This is a genomic window from Actinoplanes sp. NPDC049802, assembly GCF_040656595.1.
Classification (GTDB): Bacteria; Actinomycetota; Actinomycetes; order Mycobacteriales; family Micromonosporaceae; genus Actinoplanes.
Window position 1 is genome coordinate 17,054 of the sequence record NZ_JBFAMR010000042.1, and the last position, 22,526, is coordinate 39,579.

The following is a 22,526-nucleotide window of genomic DNA, read 5'->3' on the forward strand; positions in this document are numbered from 1 at the left end:
CTCGCCGTGGAACAGGACCAGAAGACGGTACGTCGCACCCCCGCGGTTCTGTCAACCGGCGTCTCCGCGTTCCGGCGTGTCGTGTTCACCGGCGTGTCACATCTCGTACCGGATCGAGTTACGCAGGAGTTCGCCGGCGACCGCGGGATGATCCTCCGACAGCAGTCCGGCGGCGGCCAACACATATTGCTCGTCGATCACGGTACGGGCCCGCTCCGGGGGCGCCCAGCCTCCGGCCACGTCGGCCAGGACGGCACCGAGGACCCGGTCGCCCCCGCCGTGGCGCAGGACACCACCGGAGCCCACGAGGAGACGTACGTCACACAGCCCGGATCGGCCGCGCGCGTGCCGGCGCAGGGCGATCACCGCGGCCGTCGCCGCCAGATCCCGGTCGCCGTGCGGCGCCGGCAGCTTCTCGGCCACCGCCGCCGCCCGGGTGCCGTCCGCGCCGGCCGCCACCCCGAGGTCGCCCTCGACGGTGCGGGCCCGCCACAGGGTGCCGGCCACGTCACGGCGCGGCCCGGTCTCGCTCTCCGGGTCCGGGACAAGCGCCGAGTACACGTCGGTGGTGGCGCCGCCCACGTCGACGACCAGGATGCCGAAACCGGTCCGGTCGGCCAGCGCCTCGACGCCGGCGAGCACCGCGTCCGGGGTGGCGGCCCGGACCAGCGAGGCGAAGCGGCGGCCCCGGGAGAGACGTTTGCCACCGATCACGTGGCGCAGGAAGACGTCCCGGATCGCGGCGCGGGCCGGCAGCGGGTCCAGCACGCCGATACGGGGCAGCACGTTGGCGGCCGGGGTCACCGGCACTCCCCGGCCGGTCAGGAGGGCGTACGCGTCCTCGCGTACCGCCGCGTTGCCGGCCAGAACCACCGGGAGCCGGGTCCGGGCCGCCGCGAGGCGGCGGGCGTTGTGCAGCAGCACCTCGCCGTCGCCGCCGTCGGTGCCGCCGACCAGCAGCAGCACGTCGGGCCGGGCCGCCCGCAGCCGGGTCAGGTCGGGCCCGGTCATCGGGCCGGGCGCCACGTGCACCACCTGGGCGCCGGCGGACAGGCCGACCCGGTGCCCGGCCTCGGCGGTGACCAGCGCCTCGTAGCCGATCACGGCGAGCCGCAGCCCGCCCCCGGCGGAGGAGCACACCCGTAGCTCGTCGCCGCCGCCCACCGCGGCGACGGCGGCGTCCAGCCCCTCCAGGACGTCGGTCGCGGCGGTGGTGGGCACCTCGGCACGGCGGATCAGTCGCGCGCCGTCGAGGTCGATCTTGGCGGCTTTGGTGTACGTGGACCCGACGTCCACGCAGACCGCGGTCGTCACTTGGGCGGCACGACGACGGTGCCGGTCGCCGTGGTGGCGACGATCGGCTCGTCGAGCACCGCGGCGGCGGAGCCCCCGGTGCCGCGGCACACCACCCGCACCTCGAAGTCGATCTTCCGGGAGCGGGTGCCCGTCCGCACCACGGTCCCGGTGATCTCCAGCATGTCGCCGGCCCGCACCGGGGCCTTGAACTGCACGTCGTCGTAGGAGGCGAACAGTCCCTCGTCACCGTCGAGCCGGATGCAGATCTCGGTGGCCACGTCGCCGAACAGGCCGAGCGAGTAGGCGCCGTCGACCAGGTCTCCGGCGTAGTGGGCGTGCGAGTAGGGCACGTAGCGGCGGTGCGTCACGGTGATCATTTCGAGCTCCCGGCGAGGGCGTGGACGAGGTAGGAGGCGACCTCACGGGGCGTGGTGCCGCGACTGAAGATCCGGTCGACGCCGAGTTCCGCGGCCATCAGCTCGTCGAAGCGGGGCCCGCCGACGATGAGCAGCGGCCGTTTCCCGGCGGGCAGCGCCTCCCGGAAGGCGGCCGTCATGGCCCGGGTGTTCCGCAGGTGCGCGTCGCGCTGGGTGACGACCTGGGAGACGAGCACGGCGTCGGCCTTCTTCTCCCGGGCGGTCTCCACCAGGTCCGGCACCGACACCTGGGCGCCCATGTTGGTGACCGACAGCTCCGAGTAGTACTCCAGGCCCTTCTCCCCGGCGATGCCCTTGAGGTTGAGGATGGCGTCGATGCCGACGGTGTGGGCGTCGGTGCCGATGCAGGCGCCGACCACGTTGAGCCGCCGCCGCAACCGCCGTTTGATCGCCGCGTTGACCTCCTTGGCGCTCAGCAGCGGGAAGTCACGCTCGACCACCTGGACCTTGTCGGTGTCGACGAGGTGGTTCACCTTGCCGTACACGACGAAGAAGGTGTAGCCGTCACCCATCGGCTTGGCGTGCACGAGCATGGCCGGGTCCATGCCCATCTTCCCGGCCAGCTGGAGGGCGGCGCCCTCGGCCCGCTTGTCGTGCGGGATCGGCAGGGTGAAGGAGAGCTGCACCATGCCGTCGCCGGTGGTGTCCCCGTAGGGCCGGATGATCACAGGTCCTCCCCGACCGGGTTGTAGTAGTCCTCGTCCTGCTTCTCGACGCCGTCCAGGCCCTTGCCGCGGTCCGCGGGGCGTTTCATGATCCCGAAGGTGCCGTCGGCGATGGCGTTGAGCATGCCGTCGTCGACGATCTTCTCCAGCAGGTCGACGGCCTCGCTGAGGACCTGGTTGGCGCGGCCCCGGATGAACGGTCCGGGAGTGAAGTCCTCGTGCAGGTTGCCGGCGCCGTTGAGCACGTAGCGGACGTTCTGCAAGGCGATGTCCCGGTCGGACAGCCACGGGGTGACGACGGCCTCGGTCATCATGCCGACCAGCAGGATGCCCTGCCCGGTCAGCGCCCCGGCCAGGTTGAAGAAGCCGTCCAGCAGGTTGCCGCGGAAGACGTCACCGGTCATGTGCTTGGTCGGCGGCATCCACTTGAGCGGCGCGTCGGGGAACAGCTCGCGGGCCAGCAGGGCGTGTGCCAGCTCCAGCCGGAACGAGTCCGGCAGGTCCGGATTTATCTCGAAAGCGTGCCCCAGGCCGAGCTGCCAGTCCTCCAGCCCGGCCTCGTGCGCGAAGTACTCGTTCATCAACTGCGACACCGTCACCGTGTGCGCGGCGTCGACCGCGTCGGCCGTGGTCAGGTAGTTGTCCTCGCCGGTGTTGATGATGATCCCGGCACGGGCGTGGATCTGCCGGGAGAACCGCTGGTCGACGAAGGTGCGGATCGGGTTGATGTCGCGGAACAGGATGCCGTACATCGAGTCGTTGAGCATCATGTCCAGCCGCTCCAGCCCGGCCAGCGTGGCGATCTCCGGCATGCACAGGCCGGAGGCGTAGTTGGTCAGCCGGACGTACCGGCCGACCTCCTTCGACGTCTCGTCCAGGGCGGCCCGCATCAGCCGGAAGTTCTCCTGCGTGGCGTAGGTGCCGGCGAACCCCTCCCGGGTGGCGCCCTCCGGCACGTAGTCCAGCAACGACTGGCCGGTGGACCGGATCACCGCGATCACGTCCGCGCCGGCCCGCGCGGCCGCCTGGGCCTGCGGGATGTCCTCGTAGATGTCGCCGGTCGCCACGATCAGGTAGATCCACGGGCGCTGCTTCGGGTCCCCGAACCGCTTGATCAGGCGGTCCCGCTCGGCCCGGCGGCGATCGATCCGCTTGAGGCCGGCCGCGGTGGCACGCCGGGCCCGCTGCCGGGCCCGGCCGGGAGAGGCCGGCAGGGTGAACCGCACCGAACCCGCCGCGGCCTTCTGCGCCAGGACCGTCACGTCCTCCACACCGGTCGTCTCCATCGCGTGGAACACCGGAACAGCCACCCCGTGACCGAGCCCGACGTCCGCGCGCACCGCGTCGACCAGCCGGTTCACCCACGGGATGCCGTCCGGGTCGGCGCCGGTCACCCCGGCCAGCCGCAGCACCGCACGCTCCACCGACACGGTCGTGTGCGACCGCGCCAGGTCGACCACCGGCTGCCCCGCCCGTGCCGCGAGCGCTCTCGCCCGCGCGACCACGGCCGCATCCAGATCCAGCTTCCCGGCCACCGAAAACGCCTCCCGTTACCTCTCGAAAATCGTGTCGCCGTGCAGCACCGTGCGCACGCACACCGGCCTGGCCGGTTCGCCGCCGTCGGCGTCCGGCAGCAGCGCCGGAAGGCCGTCGGCCAGCCCGGCCGGGGTGTCCCAGGCCGCGAAGGTCGCCGACGCGCCCGGCTTGAGCGTGCCCGCGTTCGCCACTCCGGCGGCCCGCCAGCCGCCCGCGGTGCTCGCCGCGAACGCCGACCGCACCGTCATCCGGAACCGCGGATTCCGCGGGGCCGCGGCCGCCAGCACCATGGCCCACGGGTCGAGCGCCGTCACCGGCGAGTCCGAACCGAACGCCAGCGCCACCCCGGTCGCGTGCATCGCACCGATCGGATTGCTGGCCAGGGCCCGGTCGGCGCCGAGACGCTGCGCGTACATCCGGTCAGGGCCGCCCCACAGGGCGTCGAAGACCGGCTGGACCGACGCGATCACGCCGAACTCCACCATCCGGGCGATCATCGCCTTGTCGATCAGCTCGACGTGCTCCACCCGGTGATGGCCCTCGCGGAGCCGGTCGACGCCGACGCTCTTCGCGGCGATCGCGAAACCCTCCAGGACGGTCTCGATGGCGGCGTCGCCGATCGCGTGGAAACCGCCCTGGAAACCGATCCGGACACAGTCCAGCAGATGGTCGGCGGCCTGCTCGGCGGTCAGGAACGCCTCACCGCAGCCGTGGTCGCCGTCGTGGTAGGGCGAGCGCACCGATGCCGTACGGGAACCGAGGGCGCCGTCCGCGTACAGGTCTCCGGCCGCACCGTGCGCGCCCAGCTCCCGCGCCTTCTCCGCGCCGCCCAGCTCGCCCCAGTAGCCGAACACCTGCGGCAGTCCCTGCCCGGACAGGGCGAGCACCGACGCGAAGTCCGCCTCGCTGGAGGTGCCGGGGCCGCCGCACTCGTGCACCGCCGCGATGCCCATCGACGCGGCCCGGGACAGTGCGGTCCGCTGCGCCGCGGTCCGCTGCGGCGGCGTCAGCGCGCCGAGCGCCACGGCCCGCACCGCGTGGTGCGCGGCCTCCCGCACCCAGCCGGACTCGTGGTGGCCGGGCACCCCGGCCGCGGCCGGCAGCAGCGACGACGACACGAGCGCCGAGTGCACCGACGCCTGCGACAGATACACCTTGCGGCCGCCGCCGGCGCGTTCCAGCTGCTCCGCGGTCGGCGGCGTCTGGTCGGACCAGGTCGACTCGTCCCAGCCGTGGCCGTGCACCACGGCGCCGGGCGGGCGGGTCGCCGCGAACGCCGCCACCTTGTCCAGCAGCTCGCCCGGCGAACGCACCGCCGACAGGTCCAGGCCGTCGAAGGCCAGGCCGGTGTCGGTGGCGTGCAGATGGGCGTCCACGAACGCCGGGGTGACCAGCGCTCCGTCCAGGTCGACGGTGACGTCGGCGGCCGGCGCACCGGCCGAGTCGCCCAGCCAGGCGATCGTGCCGCCGTGGGTGACCATGGCGGTGGCGCGGGGTTCCGCGGCCGAGTAGAAGCGGCCGTTCAGGTAGCGAACCGAGGGCGTGTCAATCATGCCGGTCAGTCTGCCGCGATCCGGGCCTCGAAGAGAGCACGCACCGCGGGAACCCGCCGCAGCAGGTCCACCGCGAAGTCCGCGTGCCCGGGCACGTAACCGTTGCCCACCAGCATCGTCACGTCCGCGGCGAGGCCCTCGGCGCCCAGCGCGGCGGCCGGGAAGCTGGTCGCCATGGAGAAGAAGATCACGGTCCCGCCCGGCGCGGTGGCCAGGATCGCGCCGTGCTCGCAGCCGGGCACGTCCACACAGACCACGGTCACGTCCACCGGTTCCCCGACCGCCTCGCTCACCGCCACCGGGTCCCGGGCGTCGGCGATCGCGATCTCGTCGGCCAGTCCGGCCGCGTGCAGCGCGTCCCGCTCCGCTTCGTCGCGAACCACGGCCTTGGTACGGGCGCCCGCGCGCCGCGCCACCGCAAGAGTGAGTGACCCGCTCTTGCCGGCGCCGCCGAGCACCGCCACGGTGGCCGCCTTCCGCTCCCGGATCACCCGGTCCGTCAGCGCCGGGGCGCCGCACACGTCGTAGACGGCGAGGGCCAGCTCGGGCGCCAGGTCATCGGGCAGCACGCCGGCCACGGAACGGCCGAACAGGATGGCCGTCCCCTCGGCCGGCACCTGCTCACTCAACCCGTCCCAGCTCTTGAGGCCGTCGGTGATGCGCAGCGGGGTCAGGGTGAGCGACACCAGCGTGGCCACCCGGTCGCCCGGCTTGACGGCCAGCGGCGACTCCGGGCCGACCTCGTCGACCACGCCGATCAGCATGCCGCCCGAGCCGGTCACCGGGTTGTGCATCTTGCCCCGGGTCTCGACGATCTCCAGCACCTCGGCGCGGATCGCGTCGCCGTCGCCCGCGTGTTTCTCGGCGAGCTGCCGGTAACTGGCGGCGTCCAGGTTGAGCCGCTGCACCCGGATGCGCACCTCGTCGGGGGCGATCTCCGGATCCGCGTCCAGCCGCCACGCGGCCTGCGGCAGCACACCCGCGGGCTCGATCACCCGGCGCAACCCGATGCTCATTGCTCCCACGCCTCTCTCACGTTAAAAACACTGTCATAGTGCGGGCTATACCGTAAATCCTTCGCGTACCCGCTTTCTAGACCGGAGATTCTCCAGTACGTTGATCGGCAGTCCAAGTATCGGGAGGGATCCGATGGCAGAGATCTCGGCGGGACAGCCGTACGAGTACCGACGGCGTGAACTGGTCGAGCCGGACTGGACACGGTTCCCCGGCTGGCGTGACGTGACGGCCGCCCAGTGGCAGTCCGCCCAGTGGCAGCGGGTCAACTGCGTCAAGAACATCAAGCAACTGCGGGGCGTGCTCGGCGACCTCGTCGACGAGACGTTCTACGCGGATCTGGAGGCCGACCAGCAGCGCCTCGCGACCATGTCGATGCTGCTGCCGCCGCAGATGCTCAACACCATGGTCCCGGACCGGGCGCCCGGCACCGCGTCGCTCTACGCCGACCCGGTCCGGCGGTACATGATGCCCGTCGCCACCGACCGGCACCTCGACTGGCCGTCACACCCGCACGCCGCCCGCGACTCGCTGCACGAGCACGACATGTGGGTCGCCGAAGGGCTCACCCACCGCTACCCGACCAAGGTGCTGGCCGAACTGCTGTCCACCTGCCCGCAGTACTGCGGGCACTGCACCCGGATGGACCTGGTCGGCAACAGCACACCCACCGTCGACAAGCTGAAACTGTCACTCAAGCCGGTGGACCGTTACGCGCTGCACCTCGACTACCTCAAGGCGCACCCCGGAGTCCGCGACGTCGTCGTGTCCGGCGGCGACGTGGCCAACGTGCCGTGGAAACAGCTCGAGGCGTACCTCATGGGGTTGCTGTCGGTGCCCACCGTGCGCGACATCCGGCTCGCCACCAAGGCGCTCATGGGACTGCCACAGCACTGGCTGCAGGACGACGTCGTCGAAGGCATGCACCGGGTCGCGGTCACCGCCCAGCGGCGCGGCGTCAACCTGGCCGTGCACACCCACGTCAACCATGTGAACTCGCTGACCCCGCTGGTCGCGCGCGCGGTGCGTACCCTGCTCGAAGTCGGTGTCCGTGACGTGCGCAACCAGGGCGTGCTGATGCGGGGTGTCAACGCCACCGTGGCCGACCTGCTCGACCTCTGCTTCGCCCTGCAAGGCGAGGCCGGCATCCTGCCCTACTACTTCTACATGTGCGACATGATCCCCAACGCGGAGCACTGGCGGGTGCCGGTGTGGCACGCCCAGCAGCTGCAACACGACCTGATGGGATATCTGCCCGGGTACGCGACACCCCGCATCGTCTGCGACGTCCCGTTCGTGGGCAAGCGCTGGGTGCACATGGTCGCCGACTACGACCGGGAGCACGGCATCTCCTACTGGACGAAGAACTACCGCACCTCGATCGAGGCCGACGACAGCGAAGCCCTCACCAAGCTGTACGCGTACTACGACCCGATCGACACCCTCCCCCAGACCGGTCAGGACTGGTGGCGCAAGCAGCAGCAGGCATGAGGACGGGAGGCGCCCCGCGGGGCGCCTCCCGTCCTCATCCGGTGAAGGTCAGCTGAGGGCGTCGCGGACGTCGCGCCCGGCGTCCTTGACGTGCTCGCCCGCCTGCTTGGCGTGCGCCTCCGTCTCCTGGGCCTGGCCCTCGGCGTAGAGGCGCTCGTTGTCGGTCGCCTCGCCGATGCCCTGCTTGGCTTTGCCGGCCATCTCCTCGGCCTTGTTCTTGGCCTTGTCGGCGATGCTCATCGTCAGCCTCCTTGATCGCTCGCTCCCCCACCCATTGCCCGGCGAGCCGGACTCTGAAACGACCATTCCGTCGTAACGGGCAGGGCGGAGTCAGGAGCGCAGCGCCGCCTTGGCCGCGGTGAGCGCCCGGTGCAGGCTGTCGCCGGACGCGTCGGTGTCCAGCAGCTCGGTGATGATGTCGCGGAAGGTGGCGGTGTCCTCCTTGTCGGTGAGCAGGAAGTCGCTGGCCGGGGTCTCGATGAAGACCACGTCCAGGTCGTCGTCCTCGGTGAAGGTGAGCAGCTCGAACGTGCCGCCCAGCCCCGGATGGACGCCGAGCCGCAACGGCAGGACCACGATCCGGATGGACGGCCGGGACGCCATCTCCGCCAGATGGTCGAGCTGGGCGGCCATCACCTCGCCACCGCCGACCGGGCGCAGCAGCACAGCCTCGTCGATCACCTGGCTCAGGGTCGGCGGGAAGTCGCCGTCGAGCCGCTCGCGCAGCGACTCCTGCCGTTTGAGGCGGACGTCGACGATGTTGCGGACCTGTCGGTCGCGGGTCGGGCGGCGCAGCACCGAGGCGGTGACGGCCAGCGCGTACTCCGGGGTCTGCAACAGCGGCGGGATGAAGGTGGCCTGGTAGCCGTACAGATGGGAGGCGTCGTGCTCGAACGCGATGAAATTCGTGAAATCCTCGGCGAAGTGCTCGTCGCGCCACCACATCCGCTGGCGGGAGTTGACCGACAACCGCACCAGGCGGCGCAGCTCCTCTGGATCGTCCACACCGTAATGCCGGGCCAGCGCCTCCACCTCGACCGGACCGACGGTGACCTTGCCGTTCTCGATCCGGTTCAGCTTGGACAGTGACCAGTGCATGGCGCGGGCGACGTCGGCTGCGGGGCGGTAGTCGCGCAGCATGCGCAGATCCTTCGACAGCAGAGCCCGGGCGATCGCCGGGCCGGGCGTCGGACCACCCATGGCTCCTCCCCTCTGGACGCCACGACCTCACCTTAGACCAGGTGCAAAGTGCATGCACAGCCGGAAAATGCGCCTAAAACAGCTATAAGCTGCACTTGGCGTGGGTAAAGGGGCCCACACCGGTCACGTTAGGTGGGTGAACAGTCCATGGACGGTCTCTCCGGGGCGCCGCGCTGGCGCAAGAGCTCGCACAGCAGCAGCGGGGCGTGCGTCGAGGTCGCGCCGCGGCCCGATCGGATCCTCGTACGCGATTCCAAGAATCCGGACGGCGCCGTGCTGAGCTTCGGCCACGAGCCGTTCGCCGCTTTCGTCGCAGGTGTGGCCCGCGGAGAATTCGACCGGCCACACTGAGCCCGGCCCGAAACCGGATCGGCGGCCACGGCACGCCGGGCGGCTGATCCGGCTCACCCCAGAGCGGCCCGCAGCTTCCAGGAGGGTGGCCGGCGTGGGCGGTCCGGGAGAGCGGCACGGCCCGTGCACCGGAGCAGGACCTGAACCGGATCGCCGGAGGGAGCGCCCGGGAAGAGACGCGCGAGGACCCGGGCGCACATCCGCGGCGGCGGCGCCCAGTCGAGACCCAGCCCCTGAACGATGTCCCAGGTGTGCACCAAGGTCTCGTCGACACCGAGTGCGGCGAACCCGGTCGTGTCTGTCGGGCCCCAATGCCAGCCACGCGTCTCCGGGCCCGCGACACGGAGGGCAGCGCTCAGCAGGGCGCCACAGGCGACCACCACGTCCAGGACCTCGCGGGCCGTGGCCTCCGGCCGGACGACCAGATCGAACGGCAGGTAGGCGCTCGGCTCACGGCCGGCGATCTGGCCCGCGTAAGCCGTCAGGTCGTGCGCCACGTGCGCCGCCGTCTCCCGGCAGGTCCACTCCAGCGGCCCGGCCCGCACCGCCCGGTCCCGATCCTGCGCCGGCCGTAGAACCCGCGTCATCTCCGCGACCGCGCCGTCGACATCGCCGTGATCCATGTCGCCATACTGCCATCCGTTTGCGTTGCGAGTGTATCGCGAAAGGGAGTAGGCTCCTTTGCAATGCAGTCGCACTGCCATGGAGGCCCGTCATGCTCGTCGTTTCGCTCTCCCAGGTGTCAGCCGCCGACACCGCCCTTGTCGGCGGCAAGGCGGCCGGGCTCGGCGAGCTGATCCGGCTCGGCGAGCGGGTGCCCGACGGCTTCTGCGTCACCACCGAGGCCCATGCCGCCGGTGTCATACCCGAGGCCGAGATGCGCGCCGCCTACGAGGCGCTCGGCGCGGGCCCGGTGGCGGTCCGGTCCAGCGCGACCGCGGAGGATCTGGCGGACGCGAGCTTCGCAGGCCAGCACGACACCGTCCTCGGCGTCACCGGTCCCGAGGCGGTGCTCGCCGCGATCGCCACGTGCTGGGAGTCGCTGCACGGTGCACGGGCCAAGGCGTATCGCGAGGCCCGGGCGATCAGCCACGAAGCCGTGCGCATGGCCGTGGTGGTGCAACGGATGGTCGGAGCGGCGACCGCCGGCGTCCTGTTCACGGCGAACCCACTCACCGGCCGCCGCACCGAGATGATGGTGGAGTCCGCCACCGGTTCAGGCACGGCGGTCGTCGACGGCAGCGGCCCGGTGCGGCGCGAGGTCCTGGCCGACGGCGAGGCGATGCCCGAGTTGTGGGCGCTCGGCGAGCGGCTGCAACGGCACCGCGGGTCCCCACAGGACATCGAGTGGGCGGTCGATCGCGCCGGCGAGCTGTGGGTGCTCCAGTCGCGGCCGATCATCACGCTCTTCCCCGCGCCGCCCGAGAGCGACGAGCCACGGGTCTACGTGGAGTTCGGCCATGTGCAGGGCATGCTGCGCCCGGTCACCCCGATGGGGATGGCGACGCTCAAGGACATGATCGCGGCGATGCTCGCCTCCCTCGGCGTCCGCGCGGAGATCGTGGACATCGGCGGCCGGCTCTACGGCGACCTCACCGGCCTCGCCCGCCACCCGTCGGCCCGCAAACGCCTGATCAAGCTCATGGCGGTGGATTTCGGCCCACGCGCCCAGGCCGCCATGGAGCAGGTGCTGGCCGATCCCCGGTTCGCTCCGGCCGAGGGCGGACCCACCCGTCCACCCGGTTCCCCGTCCACCGCGTTGCGGGCGCTCACCGGCATCGTCGGCGCCCTCGCCCGGCCCGACGCGGCACGGGCCCGTGTGGACCGGGCCGTCGCCCGCCTCGCCGCGGCCGATGCGGGCCAGGCACCCGGCGGAGGTCGCGGAGAGGCGGGCCACGGCTCAGCCGCCGATGATCTGACCTGGCCGATCGTGGCCGGCATGCTGGCGTCGGCGCTGCCCGGTCACCTGCTCAAGGGCGTCGCGACCGAGGATGAGATCCACACCGTGCTGGGCGGGCTGCCGCACAACGTCACCATCGAGATGGACCTGGCGTTGTGGCACCTGGCCGATGCCGCCCGCGACCACCGTGATCTGCTGCTCGGGACCCCGCCCGCCAAGCTCGCCGAGATCTATCTGAGCGGCGGGCTCCCCGAGGTCGGGATGGGCGCGTTCCTGAGCCACTACGGTCATCGGGCCGCCGCCGAGGCCGACCTGGGCGTCCCGCGCTGGTCCGAGGACCCGGCACCGGTGTTCGCCGCGATCGCCAACTATCTGCGCCTCGACGACCTCGATCAGGCGCCCGATCGCCGCTTCGCCCGGGCCGCCGAGCGAGCCGAGACGGCCCTCGCCGCGCTGGGCGGCCGTGCCCGGCGCCGGCGCCCCGTCCGCGGATCGCTGGCCCTGTTCCTGCTGCGGCGGGCACGCCGGCTGGCCGGTCTGCGCGAGTCCGGGAAGTTCGCCGGGCTGTACAGTCTGGCCGCCGACCGCCGCCGCCGGCTGGAGGAGGGTGCCGCCCTCGTCGCGGCGGGCCGACTCGCCGACCCTGCCGACATCATGTTCCTGACCCCCGCGGAAGCGGCCGCCACGCTGCCGTCCGGCGCCGGCGCGGCCCGCCCGATCACCGACCTGCGCTCGGTCGTGGCCGACCGGAAAGCGTGGTATGAGGCCGAGTGCCGGCGACGGCACGTCCCACCGGTGCTGCTGTCCGACGGCACGGATGTGGAGGCGGCGTCGGCCGCGCCCGGGCCGGACGGCGCAGCAGCGCCCGCAGACGTGCTCCGTGGGATCGGGGCCTCGGCGGGGCGGGTGACCGGCCGCGCCCGGATCGTCCATGACCCCGGGCTCGCCCGGATCGAGCCCGGGGAGATTCTGGTGGCCGCCACCACCGACCCGGGGTGGACGCCGTTGTTCCTCACGGCCGCCGCGCTGGTCACCGAGACCGGAGCGATCATGGCGCACGGGCCCACCGTCGCCCGGGAGTACGGGTTGCCCGCCGTCATCAGCGTTCCCGGCGCCACCCGGCTGATCGCCGACGGGCAGGTGCTCACCGTGGACGGTGCGGCCGGGACCGTCACCGTCGTGCTGTGACAGCATCGACGCCATGCCCAAGAAGGTCGACCGTCAGAAGCGCCGCACCCAGATCGCTGACGCGCTCATGCGGGTCGCCGCGGAGCAGGGGCTCGAAGCGGTCAGCCTGCGCCATGTCGCGGCCGAGGCCGGGGTGTCCGCCGGGATGGTGCAGCACTACTTCCGCACCAAGGACGAGATGATGACCTTCGCGCTCGACGTCGTCCGGGAGCGCAACCAGATCCGGGTCACCGACGCGGTCACCCATCTGGGCGCCGAGCCGTCGCCACGCGACCTGCTTCGCACGATCATCCGGACGCTTCTGCCGATGGACGAGGTCACCCGCGCCGACGGGCGGGTGGCCTTGGCGTTCCTGGCCTACACGGCGGTGCGACCACCCGCGTCCGAGGCGCTGCGCGGAGAGACCGAGCAGATGGTCGCGTTCATCGCCGGCCTGCTGCCGGGGCCCGACCCGGAGAGCGCGGCGGTCGGCCTGCTGGCGCTCATGGAAGGGCTGGGCGTCTACCTGCTGGGCGGACAGTACACGCCTGAGCAGGCACGGAAGGTGCTCGACGCCCACCTGGACCGGCTGTTCGGCGCGTCACCCCAGCCGACGGCGCCCGCCCCGGCCCAGCCCACGCCACCACAGCCCACGACAACGGCGCCAGCCCAACCCACACCACCGCAACCCACGACAACGGCGCCAGCCCAACCCACACCACCACAGCCCACCACGACGGCGCCGGCCCAGCCCACGACGACGGCGCTCACCGCGCCGGCGCCGGAGACACCCGAGACCACGGCTGGCTGAGCACACGCGATCCGGCCCCGGCCACGGGCGCGCAAGCCGGAACCAGCGGGTCCGGAGCGGTCCGGGTGGGGCGGTTCTCAGCTCACGACGTCGTCGGCGACGGAGCCGAGGACCCCACGGACCGCGCCCAGCACCTCGTCGTCCACACCCAGACCGGCCAGCACACCCAGCAGGTAGGCGCCGACCAGGTCGTAGTCGGCCGGGGTGATGCCCAGGCCGACGTGGGCGCCGCGCAGGTCGCGGCCCGTGTAGTCCTGCGGGCCGCCGAGCACCTGGCTGAGCAGCGCGACCATGTGCCCCTTCAGCCGCGGGAGGTCCGTCGCGGCGAAGTAGCCGGACAGCCGGTCGTCGCCGAGGATCAACCGATAGAGCGCGTCGACGGCGGTCGCGACCGCCGGTCCACCACCGGTCCGTGTGTATAGGTCCACACCGAGAAGATGGAACACCGACGATGAAATGGCCGCCCGGCGGCGATTGGCCCGCTACAGACCAGACGATTGTGGTTAGGCTTCCCGGACACTGCCGTCGTCGGGTGGGAGAGTGACCTCGTGAAACAGGCGCAGCGGCTCAAATCTGTTCGGTACGACATTCGCGGCCCGGTGCTGCGCCGCGCCCAGGAGCTGGAGGACGCCGGGCATCAGATCCTCAAGCTGAACCTGGGCAATCCGGCGCCGTGGGGCCTGGCCACGCCGGATCCGATCGTCGCGGACATGGTGCACAATCTGGCCGCCGCACAGGGGTACAGCGACGCCCGCGGCATCTACTCGGCCCGGGTCGCGGTGGCGCAGCATTACCAGACTCAGGGCGTCACGTCGGTTCAGCCGGAGGACGTGATGCTCGGCAACGGCGTCTCCGAGCTGATCGTGATGGCGTTGCAGGCGCTGCTGGACACCGGTGACGAGGTGCTGGTGCCGAGCCCGGACTACCCGCTGTGGACGGGCGCGGTGTCGCTGTGCGGGGGCCGGGCGGTGCACTACCGCTGCGACGAGAACGCGGGTTGGCAGCCTGATCTGGAGCATCTGGCGTCGCGGATCACCCCGGACACCCGCGCCCTGGTGATCATCAACCCGAACAATCCGACCGGCGCGGTGTACTCGCGTGAGGTCCTCGAGGGGATGCTCGACCTGGCCCGGCGGCACCAGCTGCTGGTGTTCACCGACGAGATCTACGACCGGATCGTCTATGACGGCGCGCTGCACCACACGGCGGCCGCACTGGCCCCGGACGTGCCGATGATCAGCATGGGCGGTTTGTCGAAGACGTACCGGGCGGCCGGTTTCCGTTCCGGCTGGCTGGCGATCAGCGGCTTCACCGGGCGCGACACCGACTATGTGGAGGGCCTGCAGCTGCTGGCCAACATGCGGTTGTGCCCGAACGTCCCGGCACAGCACGCGATCCAGACGGCGCTGGGCGGCTATCAGAGCATCAACGCGCTGATCCAGCCCGGCGGGCGCCTCTACGAGCAGCGCAACCATGCCTGGGAGCGGCTGGTCGCGATCCCCGGCGTCGAGTGTGTGAAGCCGCAGGGCGCGCTGTACTTCTTCGCCCGCCTGGATCCGGCCGTCCACAAGATCCACGATGACGAGCGGATGATCATCGACCTGCTGGAGGAGCAGCACCTGCTGCTCTCGCACGGCACCGGCTTCAACATCGACACGCCGGACCATCTGCGGATCGTCTTCCTCGCGCCGGTCGACGTCCTGGACGACGCGATCAGCCGGCTCGGCACGTTCCTGGCGAGTTATCGGCAGTGAGCAACACGGCGGCCGCGGCCGCCAGGCTCGGGAAGTGCCGGTGCGAGCCGTCCGGCGCGTCCGCCGCGTTGACGGTCCAGACGGTCATGCCGGCGGCTACCCCCGCCGCGACCCCGGACGCGGAGTCCTCGATCACCAGGCACGCCGCGGGCTCGGCACCGAGGCGTGCCGCCGCGAGCAGGTAGGGCGTCGGATGCGGCTTCCCGCGTTCGGCACCCTCCGCGTCGATCACGACCCGGGGCATCGGCAGCCCGGTCCGCCGGAACCGCACCCGGACCCGATGCTCGTAATTGCTTGTCACGAGCGCCCAGCGCCCGTCCGGCAGGGCGCCGAGCAGCTCGGCCGCTCCGTCGAAGGCCCGATAATCGCCGCTCTCCGCGTCCGCGTCCTCGAGCCGCTGGAACTCGGCGAGGCACAGCAGCGGATCCGCCTCCGGCAGCACCGCCGCGAACGTCTCCAACGGCCTGGTCCGCAGCGCGATCCGGTAGATCCGCTCCGGGTCCGTCCCGTTGCGCCGCGCCCAGGTCTCCCACACCCGCCGCTGGTTCGCCACCGCGTCGATGAGCGTGCCGTCGACATCGAACAACACGGCGTCCCAACCCCCATGCCGGAGATCCGGTCGTTCCACTTCCGCTCTCCTTCCCATTTCTCGTACGGGCGACGCGGCGAGCCCTGGCCGCCCCGCGAGCATCCGCCCACGCCCGGCCGTGACGCGCCCGCCGGGCTGATGCCGGCCGGCGCGCTCACCCCGGGCACCCGGCCCGCCCGGCGCGTTCACTCTGAACGGGACTGTTCCCCTCAGCTGCTGCGGCTGGCTGTCAGCGCGTTCTCGAGCGTCCCGAGGCCTCTCTGGCGGCCGGCCGAAGGGGTCTCAGCCCGGCGGGCGCGGCACGGGCGGAACCACCCGCCCAGATCGCGCGGGCCGGCGGGACGAGGTGGTTTGCGGAACGGTCCACCGCGTACCGGAAAGGGGTTGAAAGTGGGTGAAACGACCGCCGGGGTCAGTTCTCCGGGGCGGCGATGCGGGGTGGGCGGTTCTCGTAGGGGGTGGAGAGCACCACGGTCGTGCGGGTGGTGACGTTCGCCGCCGTGCGGATGTCCTGCAACAGCCGCTCCAGGTCGGCCGGGCTCTTCACCCGCACCAGGAGCAGGTAGAAGTCCTCGCCGGCGACCGAATAGCAGGAGTCGATCTCGGACAGATGGGCGAGCCGTTCCGGGGCGTCGTCGGGCTGCGACGGGTCGAACGGGCGGATCGCGACGAATGCCGTGAGAGGCAGGTCGAGGGCCTCGTAGGAGACACGGGCGGTGTACCCGCTGATGACGCCGCGCTGCTCGAGCCGGCGGACACGCTGGTGCACGGCGGAGACGCTGAGGCCCACCCGCTCGGCCAGGTCGGTGTACGACAACCTGCCGTCCGCGGTCAGTGCCGACACGATCGCCCGGTCGATCTCTTCCACGGCGTCACATTACTGGACGGTGTGATCGGCCCGCGGCGCCGCCGCCGTGCCCTCGGTCAGCGGCCGGTCATCGATCGGGCGATCACCATCCGCTGGATCTGGTTGGTGCCCTCGACGATCTGCAGCACCTTCGCCTCGCGGAACCAGCGCTCGACCGGATGGTCGGCGGAGTAGCCGTAACCGCCGAGGATCTGGACGGCGTCGGTGGTGACCCGCATGGCCGTGTCGGTGGCGAACAGTTTCGCCTTCGCCGCCTCGATCGAGAACGGGCGGCCGGCGTCCTTGAGCCGGGCCGCCGACAGCAGCAGCGCGCGGGCCGCGGAGATCTGGGTGGCCATGTCGGCGAGCATGAAGCCGACACCCTGGAACGACGCGATCGGCTTCCCGAACTGTTCGCGCTCCCGGGCGTACCCGGTCGCGTAGTCGACGGCGGCCTGGGCGAGGCCGACCGCGCAGGCGGCGATGCCGAGACGGCCGGCGTCGAGGGCCTTCATGGCGATGGCGAAGCCCTCGTTCTCCGCGCCGACGAGGCGGTCGCGCGGGACGCGGGCGGCTTCCAGCACGATCTGGGCGGGCGCCGACGAGCGCAGGCCCATCAGCCGCTCCGGCGCCTGCGGCAGCAGGCCGGGGGTGCCGGCGTCGGCCAGCAGGCAGGAGATGCCGCGGGGGCCGGGACCGCCGGTGCGGCAGAAGATGTTGTAGAAGTCGGCTCGGCCACCGTGGGTGATCCAGGCTTTCGTGCCGGTCACGACGTAGTCGTCGCCGTCGGCGACCGCGCGGGTGGTCAGCGCCGCGGCGTCGCTTCCGCCTTGCGGTTCGGAGAGGGCGTACGCCCCGAGCAGTTCCCCGCCGAGCATGTCCGGCAGCATCTTGCGCTGTTCCGGGGTGCCGAAGGCGGCCACCGGGAAGCAGGACAGGGTGTGCACGCTGACCGCCTCGGCGATCCCCAGCCAGGCACCGGCCAGGATCTCCAGGACCTGCAGGTACACCTCGTACGGCTGGCCGGCCCCGCCGTCGGCCTCGGGATAGGGCAGGCCGAGCAGGCCGGAGCGGCCCAGGGTGCGCAGCACGTCACGGGGGAACTCGCCGCGCGCTTCGAAGTCGTCGACCTTGCCGGCCAGCTCACGGGTGGCGAGCTCGGTGGTCAGGTCGAGCAGGTCGTGCGCTTCAGGGGTGGGAAGCAGTCGATCCACGGTCATGGACTCAGCTTAACGAGCGTTCAACCGGATGGGGTGACGAGTCCTGTCTCATACGCCAGGACGACCGCCTGGGCACGGTCGCGCAGGTCCAGCTTCGCGAAGATGCGCGCGACATGGGTCTTCACCGTCGCCTCGCTGAGGGTGAGGGACTCGGCCAGCTCGGTGTTGGAGAGCCCACGGCCCATCAGGGTGAGCACCTCCCGTTCACGAGGGGTCAGATTGGCCAGGTCACGGTGCAGGACCGGGGGCCGTTCCCCCACCGCGAACCGCTCCACCAGGCGCCGCGTGATCGACGGCGAGAGCAGGGCGTCGCCGGTGCCGACCAGGCGTACGGCGGCGGCCAGATGGTCGGCGGTCACGTCCTTGAGCAGGAAGCCGCTGGCTCCGGCGGCCAGCGCGGCGTAGACGTAACGATCCAGGTCGAACGTGGTGAGCATGAGGATCCGGCAGCCCGGACCACGGGCGAGGATGCGACGGGTCGCCTCGATCCCGTCCATCCCGGGCATCCGGATGTCCATCAGGACGACGTCCGGCTCGAGGCGGCGCTCGGCGTCGACGGCGGCTGCCCCGTCACCGGCCTCACCGGCGACCTCGATGCCGCGGGCGGTGAGGATCAGCCGGAACCCGGTCCGGATCAGCTCCTGATCGTCGACGATGAGCACACGCGGGCTGGTCACGGTCACGGCGCGTCCAAGGGTAGTCGGGCACGGACCCGGTAACCGCCACCGAGGCGGCGCCGGGCGTCCAGGTCACCGCCGTAGACGGCGACCCGTTCGCGGAGGCCGGCGAGGCCACGGCCCGTGCCGTCGCCGCCACGCACCGACGGCGGATCGCCGGTCAGCACGCTCGGGCCGGTGGTGAGGACTTCGACGCGCAGCGCGTGCGGCGCGTACCGGATGGTCACCTCGGCCTTTCCGCCGGTGCCGTGCTTCAGCGCGTTGGTCAGCGCCTCCTGCACGATCCGGTACGCGGTGACGTCGACGCCGGTCGGCAGTGGACACGGGTCGCCGGCGACGCGCACGTCGACCGGCAGGCCGGCGAACGCTATCCGGTCGACCAGCGGACTGAGCCGGGCCAGGCTGGGCTGCGGCGCGAGATCCTCCGGCTCGGCCTCGCCGGATCCGTCCGCCGCCGGCGCCAGCAGGCCCAGCAGGTGACGCAGCTCGGTCATCGTGTCCCGGCCCGCTCGCTCGACGGCGGCCAGCGCCGACGCCGCCTCCTCCGGCATGCTCGCCAGCACCTCCCGCGCCGCGCCCGCCTGCACGATCATGACGCTGACGTTGTGGCTGACGATGTCGTGCAGCTCCCGCGCGATCCGCGCCCGCTCGTCACCGACCGCCGCCCGCGCCGCCGCCTCCCGCTCACGCTCCAGCAGCCAGCCCTGCTCACCGAGCGCCCGTTCGTAGCGCAACCGGGCTCGGCGCAGCGCGAACCCCAGCGCCGCCGCGACCAGGCAGGCCACCACGAGTGCCATCGTCTCCACGGAGAACACCCTGGCATGCCCGCGCATCCGGCACATCAGCCCGTGGACGGTCTCTCCTACATCCCCGGGATGACGGGCCCCGGACGGTTGCATCCGGGAGCCGACGACGCCGGTGCCGGCCGTCCGTAGCGTCTGCGGCATGACGACAGAGACGGTGGTGCGCCTCGATGGGGTGCGCAAGGAGTACGGCGAGACGGCCGCCCTGGACGGCGTCTCGCTGGAGATCCGCCGAGGCGAGGCGGTGGCCGTGATGGGCCCCTCCGGCTGCGGCAAGTCCACGCTGCTCAACATGATCGCCGGGCTGGACCGGCCCTCGTCCGGCGAGGTGACCGTGCACGGCGAACGGCTGGACCTGATGAACGAGACGAGGCTGGCGCTGTTCCGCCGGCACCACCTCGGCATGATCTTCCAGTTCTTCAACCTGCTCGACGATCTGTCCGCGCTGGACAACGTGGCCCTGGCCGCCCAGCTGACCGGCACCTCGGCGGCCACCGCCCGGCGCCGGGCTCTGGAACTGTTCGACGAGTTGGGCATCGCCGGCCGGCGTGACGTCTACCCGGCGGCGCTGTCCGGCGGCGAGCGGCAGCGGGTCGCGGTGGCCCGCGCGCTGATGAACCGGCCGGCGCTGCTGCTCGCCGACGAGCCCACCGGCGCCCTGGACAGCAAGGCCGGCGAGCAGGTGATGGACTTGCTGATCGACCTGAACCAGATCGGCCAGACGCTGCTGATCGTCACCCACGACGAACGGCTCGCGCACCGCTGCGCCGGCCGGCTGGTCGAACTGGCCGACGGCCGGATCGCCCGCGAGTCCGCACTGGACCGGGTGTGAACGGCCGCGGGGAGTTCCTCATCAGCCTCAGCCGTACGCGTCACGGGAGCCCGAAGTGACCGCCGTCTGGGCGGCCGCCAGGGCCGCGGTCCGGCGGCGCCGGTTGCAGACGTTCGTGATCGGGCTGGTCGCCCTCCTCTGCACGGCGACCGTGGTGGTGTCGCTGGCGTTGCTGGACGCCACGTCGGCGCCGTTCGACCGGGCCTTCGCCGAGCAGCGCGGCGCGCACGCGGTCGCCTCCTACGACCCGGCCGCGGTGACCGCGGAGCAGCTCACCGCGCCGGCCGGGGTGGCCGCGGCGGCCGGGCCGTTCCCGCAGGTGACCTTCGAGGCGAAGGACGGCGCCGGGCCGCTGTCCGGGCCGCTGACGGTGGTCGGGCGTACCGATCCGGGCGGCCCGGTGGACCGTCTCGACGTGTGGCGGGGACGATGGGCGACCGCTCCCGGCGAGATCGTGCTGAATCATCCGCCCGACGAGGACGGTTTCGGGTTGGGCCCGCTCGGCCAGACCACCTCGATCTCCTCGGGCGACGTCACGCTGACGGTGGTCGGCTGGGCGTTCACGGTGAGCGGCTCGGCCGACGGATGGGTGACGCCGGAGCAGGCGCGAGCGCTGGAACCGTCCGGCTTGCAGATGCTGTACCGGTTCGACGGCGACGTGCCGACCCGGGCGGCGATCGATCAGCGGATGGCCGGGGTGACCGCGGGGCTTCCCGGAGACGCGCTGCTCGCGACGCAGCCCTACCTCGTGATCAAGGAGGAGGCGGCCGAGACCGCCGGGGTCTACCTGCCGTTCCTCGGCACCTTCGGCGTACTGGGCCTGCTGGTCGCGGTGATCATCGTGGTCAACGTGGTCAGTGGGGCGGTGGTCTCCGGGTTCCGGCACATCGGCGTGCTCAAGTCGATCGGGTTCACGCCGCGCCAGGTGGTCGCGGTCTATCTGACCATGGTGACGGTGCCGGCGACGGTGGGCGCGATGCTCGGCACCGTGCTCGGCGTGGTGGGCGCGAACCCGCTGCTGGTGGACACGTTCCGCGGCATGGGCTTCGGGGAGGACGCCGGGGTGCGGCCCTGGGTGTGGTCGGCCGGGCTGCTCGGCGTACCCGCCGTGGTGTTGCTGGCCGCGTTCCTGCCCGCCCGGCGCGCCCACCGGCTCTCCGCGGCCGCCGCGATCAGCGCCGGCAGCATGCCGCGCCGGGGCCGCGGGCTGCGCGTCCAGCGGACCCTCGGCGGCACCCGTCTGCCGCGCTCGGTCAGCCTGGGCCTGGGCCTGCCGTTCGCCCGCCCTGCCCGGACCGCCCTGACCATGGCTTCGCTGCTGCTCGGCGTGGTCACGGTGACGTTCGCGACCGGTCTCTCCGACTCGATCCTGCGGGTCGCCGCGCTCGAAGCGGAGACCGGCGGGCAGGTCGGGGTCCGCATCCTCTCCCCCGATCCGGCCGTGCCCGACGCGGTGACCGAGCGCACCCCCGCGGAGGTGGAGACGCTGCTGCGCGGCCTGCCCGGCGCGGAAACGGTGGCGGTCGCGGTCACCCGGCAGTACTCGCTGCTCGGCGACAGCGAACCGGTCCCGGTCAGCTTCGCCCGCGAGGAGGTGGCCACGCTCGGGTACGAGGACCAGCTCCTCGAGGGCCGCTGGACGGCCGGGCCGGACGAGGTGGTGGCGACCGCTGAGCTGCTGAACTGGCGTGGCCTGGAAGTCGGCGACACCATGCGCCTCGAGCTCGGCGCCGAACGGATGACCGTCACCATCGTCGGATCCACCGTGATGGGCCTGCCCGGTCCGGGCGGAGGGGTCTTCGCGCAGTGGCGGGAGCTGCCGGGGGCCGCCCCGTCCGACTACTACTACATGGTGGAGCTCACCGACGGCGTCGACCCGGCCGGGTTCGTGGCGTCCGTGCGGCAGGCCGATCCCGGGCTGGCACCCTGGAACAACACCGGCGGCGACGAGCTGACCGTGATCGTCACCGGTTTCTCCACGGTGCTGGCGCTGCTGCTGGCCGCGGTGGCGGCCGTCGGCGTGCTCAACACGGTCGCGCTGAACGTCCGCGAGCAGCGCCGCGACCTGGGGATGCTCAAGTCGATCGGGATGACCCCGCGGCAGGTGATGACGATGCTGGTCAGCTCGATGGTGGCGATCGGTGTGATCGGCGGCCTGGTCGGCATCCCCGTCGGCATGATCACTCACCGGCTGGTGGTGCCCATGGCCGCGGAGGCGGCCAAGGTGACCCTGCCCGGGTCGGTGATGCGGGTCTGGGATCCGGCGACGCTCACCCTTCTGGTGCTCAGCGGGGTGCTCATCGCGGTGCTGGGCGCGCTGCTGCCGGCCCGTTCGGCGGCCCGGCTGCCGATCGCCCGGGTCCTGCACAACGAGTGACAGGTG

22 protein-coding genes are annotated in these 22,526 nt (G+C 72.0%); 7 read left to right on the forward strand and 15 right to left on the reverse strand.

The window, feature by feature from the left end:
* Positions 1 to 96: 96 nt before the first annotated feature.
* The 6 genes from AB0I88_RS26005 to AB0I88_RS26030 are packed head-to-tail and all read right to left on the reverse strand — an operon-like array spanning position 97 to position 6,503.
* The gene (locus AB0I88_RS26005; RefSeq protein ID WP_361029671.1) at positions 97 to 1,314 is read right to left on the reverse strand and encodes a glutamate mutase L; all 1,218 of its coding nucleotides are present in this window, start codon (positions 1,312 to 1,314) and stop codon (positions 97 to 99) included.
* Entirely contained in the window at positions 1,311 to 1,673 is a 363-nt protein-coding gene (locus tag AB0I88_RS26010) for a hotdog domain-containing protein (RefSeq protein ID WP_361029674.1), read from the reverse strand. Before AB0I88_RS26010 ends, AB0I88_RS26005 begins: the two co-directional genes overlap by 4 nt.
* Positions 1,670 to 2,401, reverse strand: coding sequence for an OAM dimerization domain-containing protein (locus tag AB0I88_RS26015; protein WP_361029677.1), 732 nt, complete (start codon positions 2,399 to 2,401; stop codon positions 1,670 to 1,672). The genes AB0I88_RS26010 and AB0I88_RS26015 overlap by 4 nt, the downstream gene beginning before the upstream one ends.
* Positions 2,398 to 3,933 carry a lysine 5,6-aminomutase subunit alpha gene (locus AB0I88_RS26020; protein WP_361029680.1) on the reverse strand — a complete coding sequence of 512 codons (1,536 nt, stop codon included), beginning with the start codon at positions 3,931 to 3,933 and terminating at the stop codon, positions 2,398 to 2,400. Before AB0I88_RS26020 ends, AB0I88_RS26015 begins: the two co-directional genes overlap by 4 nt.
* A gap of 15 nt (positions 3,934 to 3,948) precedes the next feature.
* A complete protein-coding gene (locus tag AB0I88_RS26025; RefSeq protein WP_361029683.1) occupies positions 3,949 to 5,487 on the reverse strand; it encodes an amidohydrolase family protein in 1,539 nt (512 codons plus the stop codon).
* Between the two features lie 5 nt (positions 5,488 to 5,492).
* Positions 5,493 to 6,503, reverse strand: a complete 1,011-nt coding sequence (locus AB0I88_RS26030) for an L-erythro-3,5-diaminohexanoate dehydrogenase (RefSeq protein ID WP_361029686.1) — start codon at positions 6,501 to 6,503, stop codon at positions 5,493 to 5,495.
* 133 nt (positions 6,504 to 6,636) lie between these two features.
* On the opposite strand from AB0I88_RS26030, the gene AB0I88_RS26035 reads away from it, so the two are divergent.
* Entirely contained in the window at positions 6,637 to 7,992 is a 1,356-nt protein-coding gene (locus AB0I88_RS26035) for a lysine 2,3-aminomutase (protein WP_361029689.1), read from the forward strand.
* 48 nt (positions 7,993 to 8,040) lie between these two features.
* Here the strand turns inward: AB0I88_RS26035 and AB0I88_RS26040 are convergent, their stop codons facing one another.
* Positions 8,041 to 8,232: a CsbD family protein gene (locus AB0I88_RS26040; RefSeq protein ID WP_361029692.1), complete on the reverse strand. Its 192-nt coding sequence runs from the start codon at positions 8,230 to 8,232 to the stop codon at positions 8,041 to 8,043.
* A 90-nt stretch (positions 8,233 to 8,322) separates the two neighbouring features.
* Positions 8,323 to 9,192, reverse strand: coding sequence for a helix-turn-helix transcriptional regulator (locus AB0I88_RS26045; RefSeq protein ID WP_361029695.1), 870 nt, complete (start codon positions 9,190 to 9,192; stop codon positions 8,323 to 8,325).
* Between the two features lie 147 nt (positions 9,193 to 9,339).
* On the opposite strand from AB0I88_RS26045, the gene AB0I88_RS26050 reads away from it, so the two are divergent.
* Positions 9,340 to 9,543, forward strand: a complete 204-nt coding sequence (locus tag AB0I88_RS26050; RefSeq protein ID WP_361029698.1) for a DUF397 domain-containing protein — start codon at positions 9,340 to 9,342, stop codon at positions 9,541 to 9,543.
* Positions 9,544 to 9,596: 53 nt separating this feature from the next.
* On the opposite strand, the gene AB0I88_RS26055 is transcribed toward AB0I88_RS26050, so the two are convergent.
* Positions 9,597 to 10,166, reverse strand: a complete 570-nt coding sequence (locus AB0I88_RS26055) for a maleylpyruvate isomerase N-terminal domain-containing protein (protein ID WP_361029701.1) — start codon at positions 10,164 to 10,166, stop codon at positions 9,597 to 9,599.
* 92 nt (positions 10,167 to 10,258) lie between these two features.
* Between AB0I88_RS26055 and AB0I88_RS26060 the strand changes: the two genes are divergently transcribed.
* Together AB0I88_RS26060 and AB0I88_RS26065 are read left to right on the forward strand one after the other, a co-directional pair.
* Positions 10,259 to 12,631: a PEP/pyruvate-binding domain-containing protein gene (locus tag AB0I88_RS26060; protein ID WP_361029704.1), complete on the forward strand. Its 2,373-nt coding sequence runs from the start codon at positions 10,259 to 10,261 to the stop codon at positions 12,629 to 12,631.
* 13 nt (positions 12,632 to 12,644) lie between these two features.
* Positions 12,645 to 13,421, forward strand: a complete 777-nt coding sequence (locus tag AB0I88_RS26065; RefSeq protein ID WP_361029707.1) for a TetR family transcriptional regulator C-terminal domain-containing protein — start codon at positions 12,645 to 12,647, stop codon at positions 13,419 to 13,421.
* A 77-nt stretch (positions 13,422 to 13,498) separates the two neighbouring features.
* On the opposite strand, the gene AB0I88_RS26070 is transcribed toward AB0I88_RS26065, so the two are convergent.
* Positions 13,499 to 13,849, reverse strand: coding sequence for a group 1 truncated hemoglobin (locus AB0I88_RS26070; RefSeq protein WP_361029710.1), 351 nt, complete (start codon positions 13,847 to 13,849; stop codon positions 13,499 to 13,501).
* Between the two features lie 120 nt (positions 13,850 to 13,969).
* Here AB0I88_RS26070 and AB0I88_RS26075 point away from each other — a divergent pair, with 120 nt between their 5' ends.
* Positions 13,970 to 15,175 (forward strand): pyridoxal phosphate-dependent aminotransferase, encoded by a 1,206-nt coding sequence (locus AB0I88_RS26075; protein ID WP_361029713.1) that lies wholly within the window; start codon positions 13,970 to 13,972, stop codon positions 15,173 to 15,175.
* On the opposite strand, the gene AB0I88_RS26080 is transcribed toward AB0I88_RS26075, so the two are convergent.
* The 5 genes from AB0I88_RS26080 to AB0I88_RS26100 form a co-directional block, all read right to left on the reverse strand.
* Positions 15,135 to 15,803: an HAD-IA family hydrolase gene (locus tag AB0I88_RS26080; protein WP_361029716.1), complete on the reverse strand. Its 669-nt coding sequence runs from the start codon at positions 15,801 to 15,803 to the stop codon at positions 15,135 to 15,137. The genes AB0I88_RS26075 and AB0I88_RS26080 overlap by 41 nt on opposite strands.
* 373 nt (positions 15,804 to 16,176) lie before the next feature.
* Positions 16,177 to 16,632, reverse strand: a complete 456-nt coding sequence (locus AB0I88_RS26085) for an Lrp/AsnC family transcriptional regulator (protein ID WP_361029719.1) — start codon at positions 16,630 to 16,632, stop codon at positions 16,177 to 16,179.
* 56 nt (positions 16,633 to 16,688) lie between these two features.
* Positions 16,689 to 17,831 carry an acyl-CoA dehydrogenase family protein gene (locus tag AB0I88_RS26090; RefSeq protein WP_361029722.1) on the reverse strand — a complete coding sequence of 381 codons (1,143 nt, stop codon included), beginning with the start codon at positions 17,829 to 17,831 and terminating at the stop codon, positions 16,689 to 16,691.
* A gap of 20 nt (positions 17,832 to 17,851) precedes the next feature.
* On the reverse strand, positions 17,852 to 18,508 hold the full coding sequence (locus AB0I88_RS26095; protein ID WP_361029809.1) for a response regulator transcription factor: 657 nt from the start codon (positions 18,506 to 18,508) through the stop codon (positions 17,852 to 17,854).
* 2 nt (positions 18,509 to 18,510) lie between these two features.
* Positions 18,511 to 19,305, reverse strand: coding sequence for a histidine kinase (locus AB0I88_RS26100; RefSeq protein WP_361029812.1), 795 nt, complete (start codon positions 19,303 to 19,305; stop codon positions 18,511 to 18,513).
* Positions 19,306 to 19,453: 148 nt separating this feature from the next.
* On the opposite strand from AB0I88_RS26100, the gene AB0I88_RS26105 reads away from it, so the two are divergent.
* Both AB0I88_RS26105 and AB0I88_RS26110 read left to right on the forward strand, forming a co-directional pair.
* Positions 19,454 to 20,143, forward strand: a complete 690-nt coding sequence (locus tag AB0I88_RS26105) for an ABC transporter ATP-binding protein (RefSeq protein WP_361029725.1) — start codon at positions 19,454 to 19,456, stop codon at positions 20,141 to 20,143.
* Between the two features lie 55 nt (positions 20,144 to 20,198).
* Positions 20,199 to 22,520 carry an ABC transporter permease gene (locus AB0I88_RS26110; RefSeq protein WP_361029728.1) on the forward strand — a complete coding sequence of 774 codons (2,322 nt, stop codon included), beginning with the start codon at positions 20,199 to 20,201 and terminating at the stop codon, positions 22,518 to 22,520.
* Positions 22,521 to 22,526: the final 6 nt, after the last annotated feature.

Bases quoted from the DNA above. Each gene is read 5' to 3' on its own strand.
- AB0I88_RS26025 (WP_361029683.1), bottom strand. From the start codon at position 5,487: ATGATTGACACGCCCTCGGTTCGCTACCTGAACGGCCGCTTCTACTCG.
- AB0I88_RS26050 (WP_361029698.1), top strand. From the start codon at position 9,340: ATGGACGGTCTCTCCGGGGCGCCGCGCTGGCGCAAGAGCTCGCACAGC.
- AB0I88_RS26100 (WP_361029812.1), bottom strand. From the start codon at position 19,305: ATGGCACTCGTGGTGGCCTGCCTGGTCGCGGCGGCGCTGGGGTTCGCG.
- AB0I88_RS26040 (WP_361029692.1), bottom strand. From the start codon at position 8,232: ATGAGCATCGCCGACAAGGCCAAGAACAAGGCCGAGGAGATGGCCGGC.
- AB0I88_RS26045 (WP_361029695.1), bottom strand. From the start codon at position 9,192: ATGGGTGGTCCGACGCCCGGCCCGGCGATCGCCCGGGCTCTGCTGTCG.
- AB0I88_RS26010 (WP_361029674.1), bottom strand. From the start codon at position 1,673: ATGATCACCGTGACGCACCGCCGCTACGTGCCCTACTCGCACGCCCAC.
- AB0I88_RS26105 (WP_361029725.1), top strand. From the start codon at position 19,454: ATGACGACAGAGACGGTGGTGCGCCTCGATGGGGTGCGCAAGGAGTAC.
- AB0I88_RS26065 (WP_361029707.1), top strand. From the start codon at position 12,645: ATGCCCAAGAAGGTCGACCGTCAGAAGCGCCGCACCCAGATCGCTGAC.
- AB0I88_RS26055 (WP_361029701.1), bottom strand. From the start codon at position 10,166: ATGGATCACGGCGATGTCGACGGCGCGGTCGCGGAGATGACGCGGGTT.
- AB0I88_RS26090 (WP_361029722.1), bottom strand. From the start codon at position 17,831: ATGACCGTGGATCGACTGCTTCCCACCCCTGAAGCGCACGACCTGCTC.
- AB0I88_RS26060 (WP_361029704.1), top strand. From the start codon at position 10,259: ATGCTCGTCGTTTCGCTCTCCCAGGTGTCAGCCGCCGACACCGCCCTT.
- AB0I88_RS26035 (WP_361029689.1), top strand. From the start codon at position 6,637: ATGGCAGAGATCTCGGCGGGACAGCCGTACGAGTACCGACGGCGTGAA.
- AB0I88_RS26030 (WP_361029686.1), bottom strand. From the start codon at position 6,503: ATGAGCATCGGGTTGCGCCGGGTGATCGAGCCCGCGGGTGTGCTGCCG.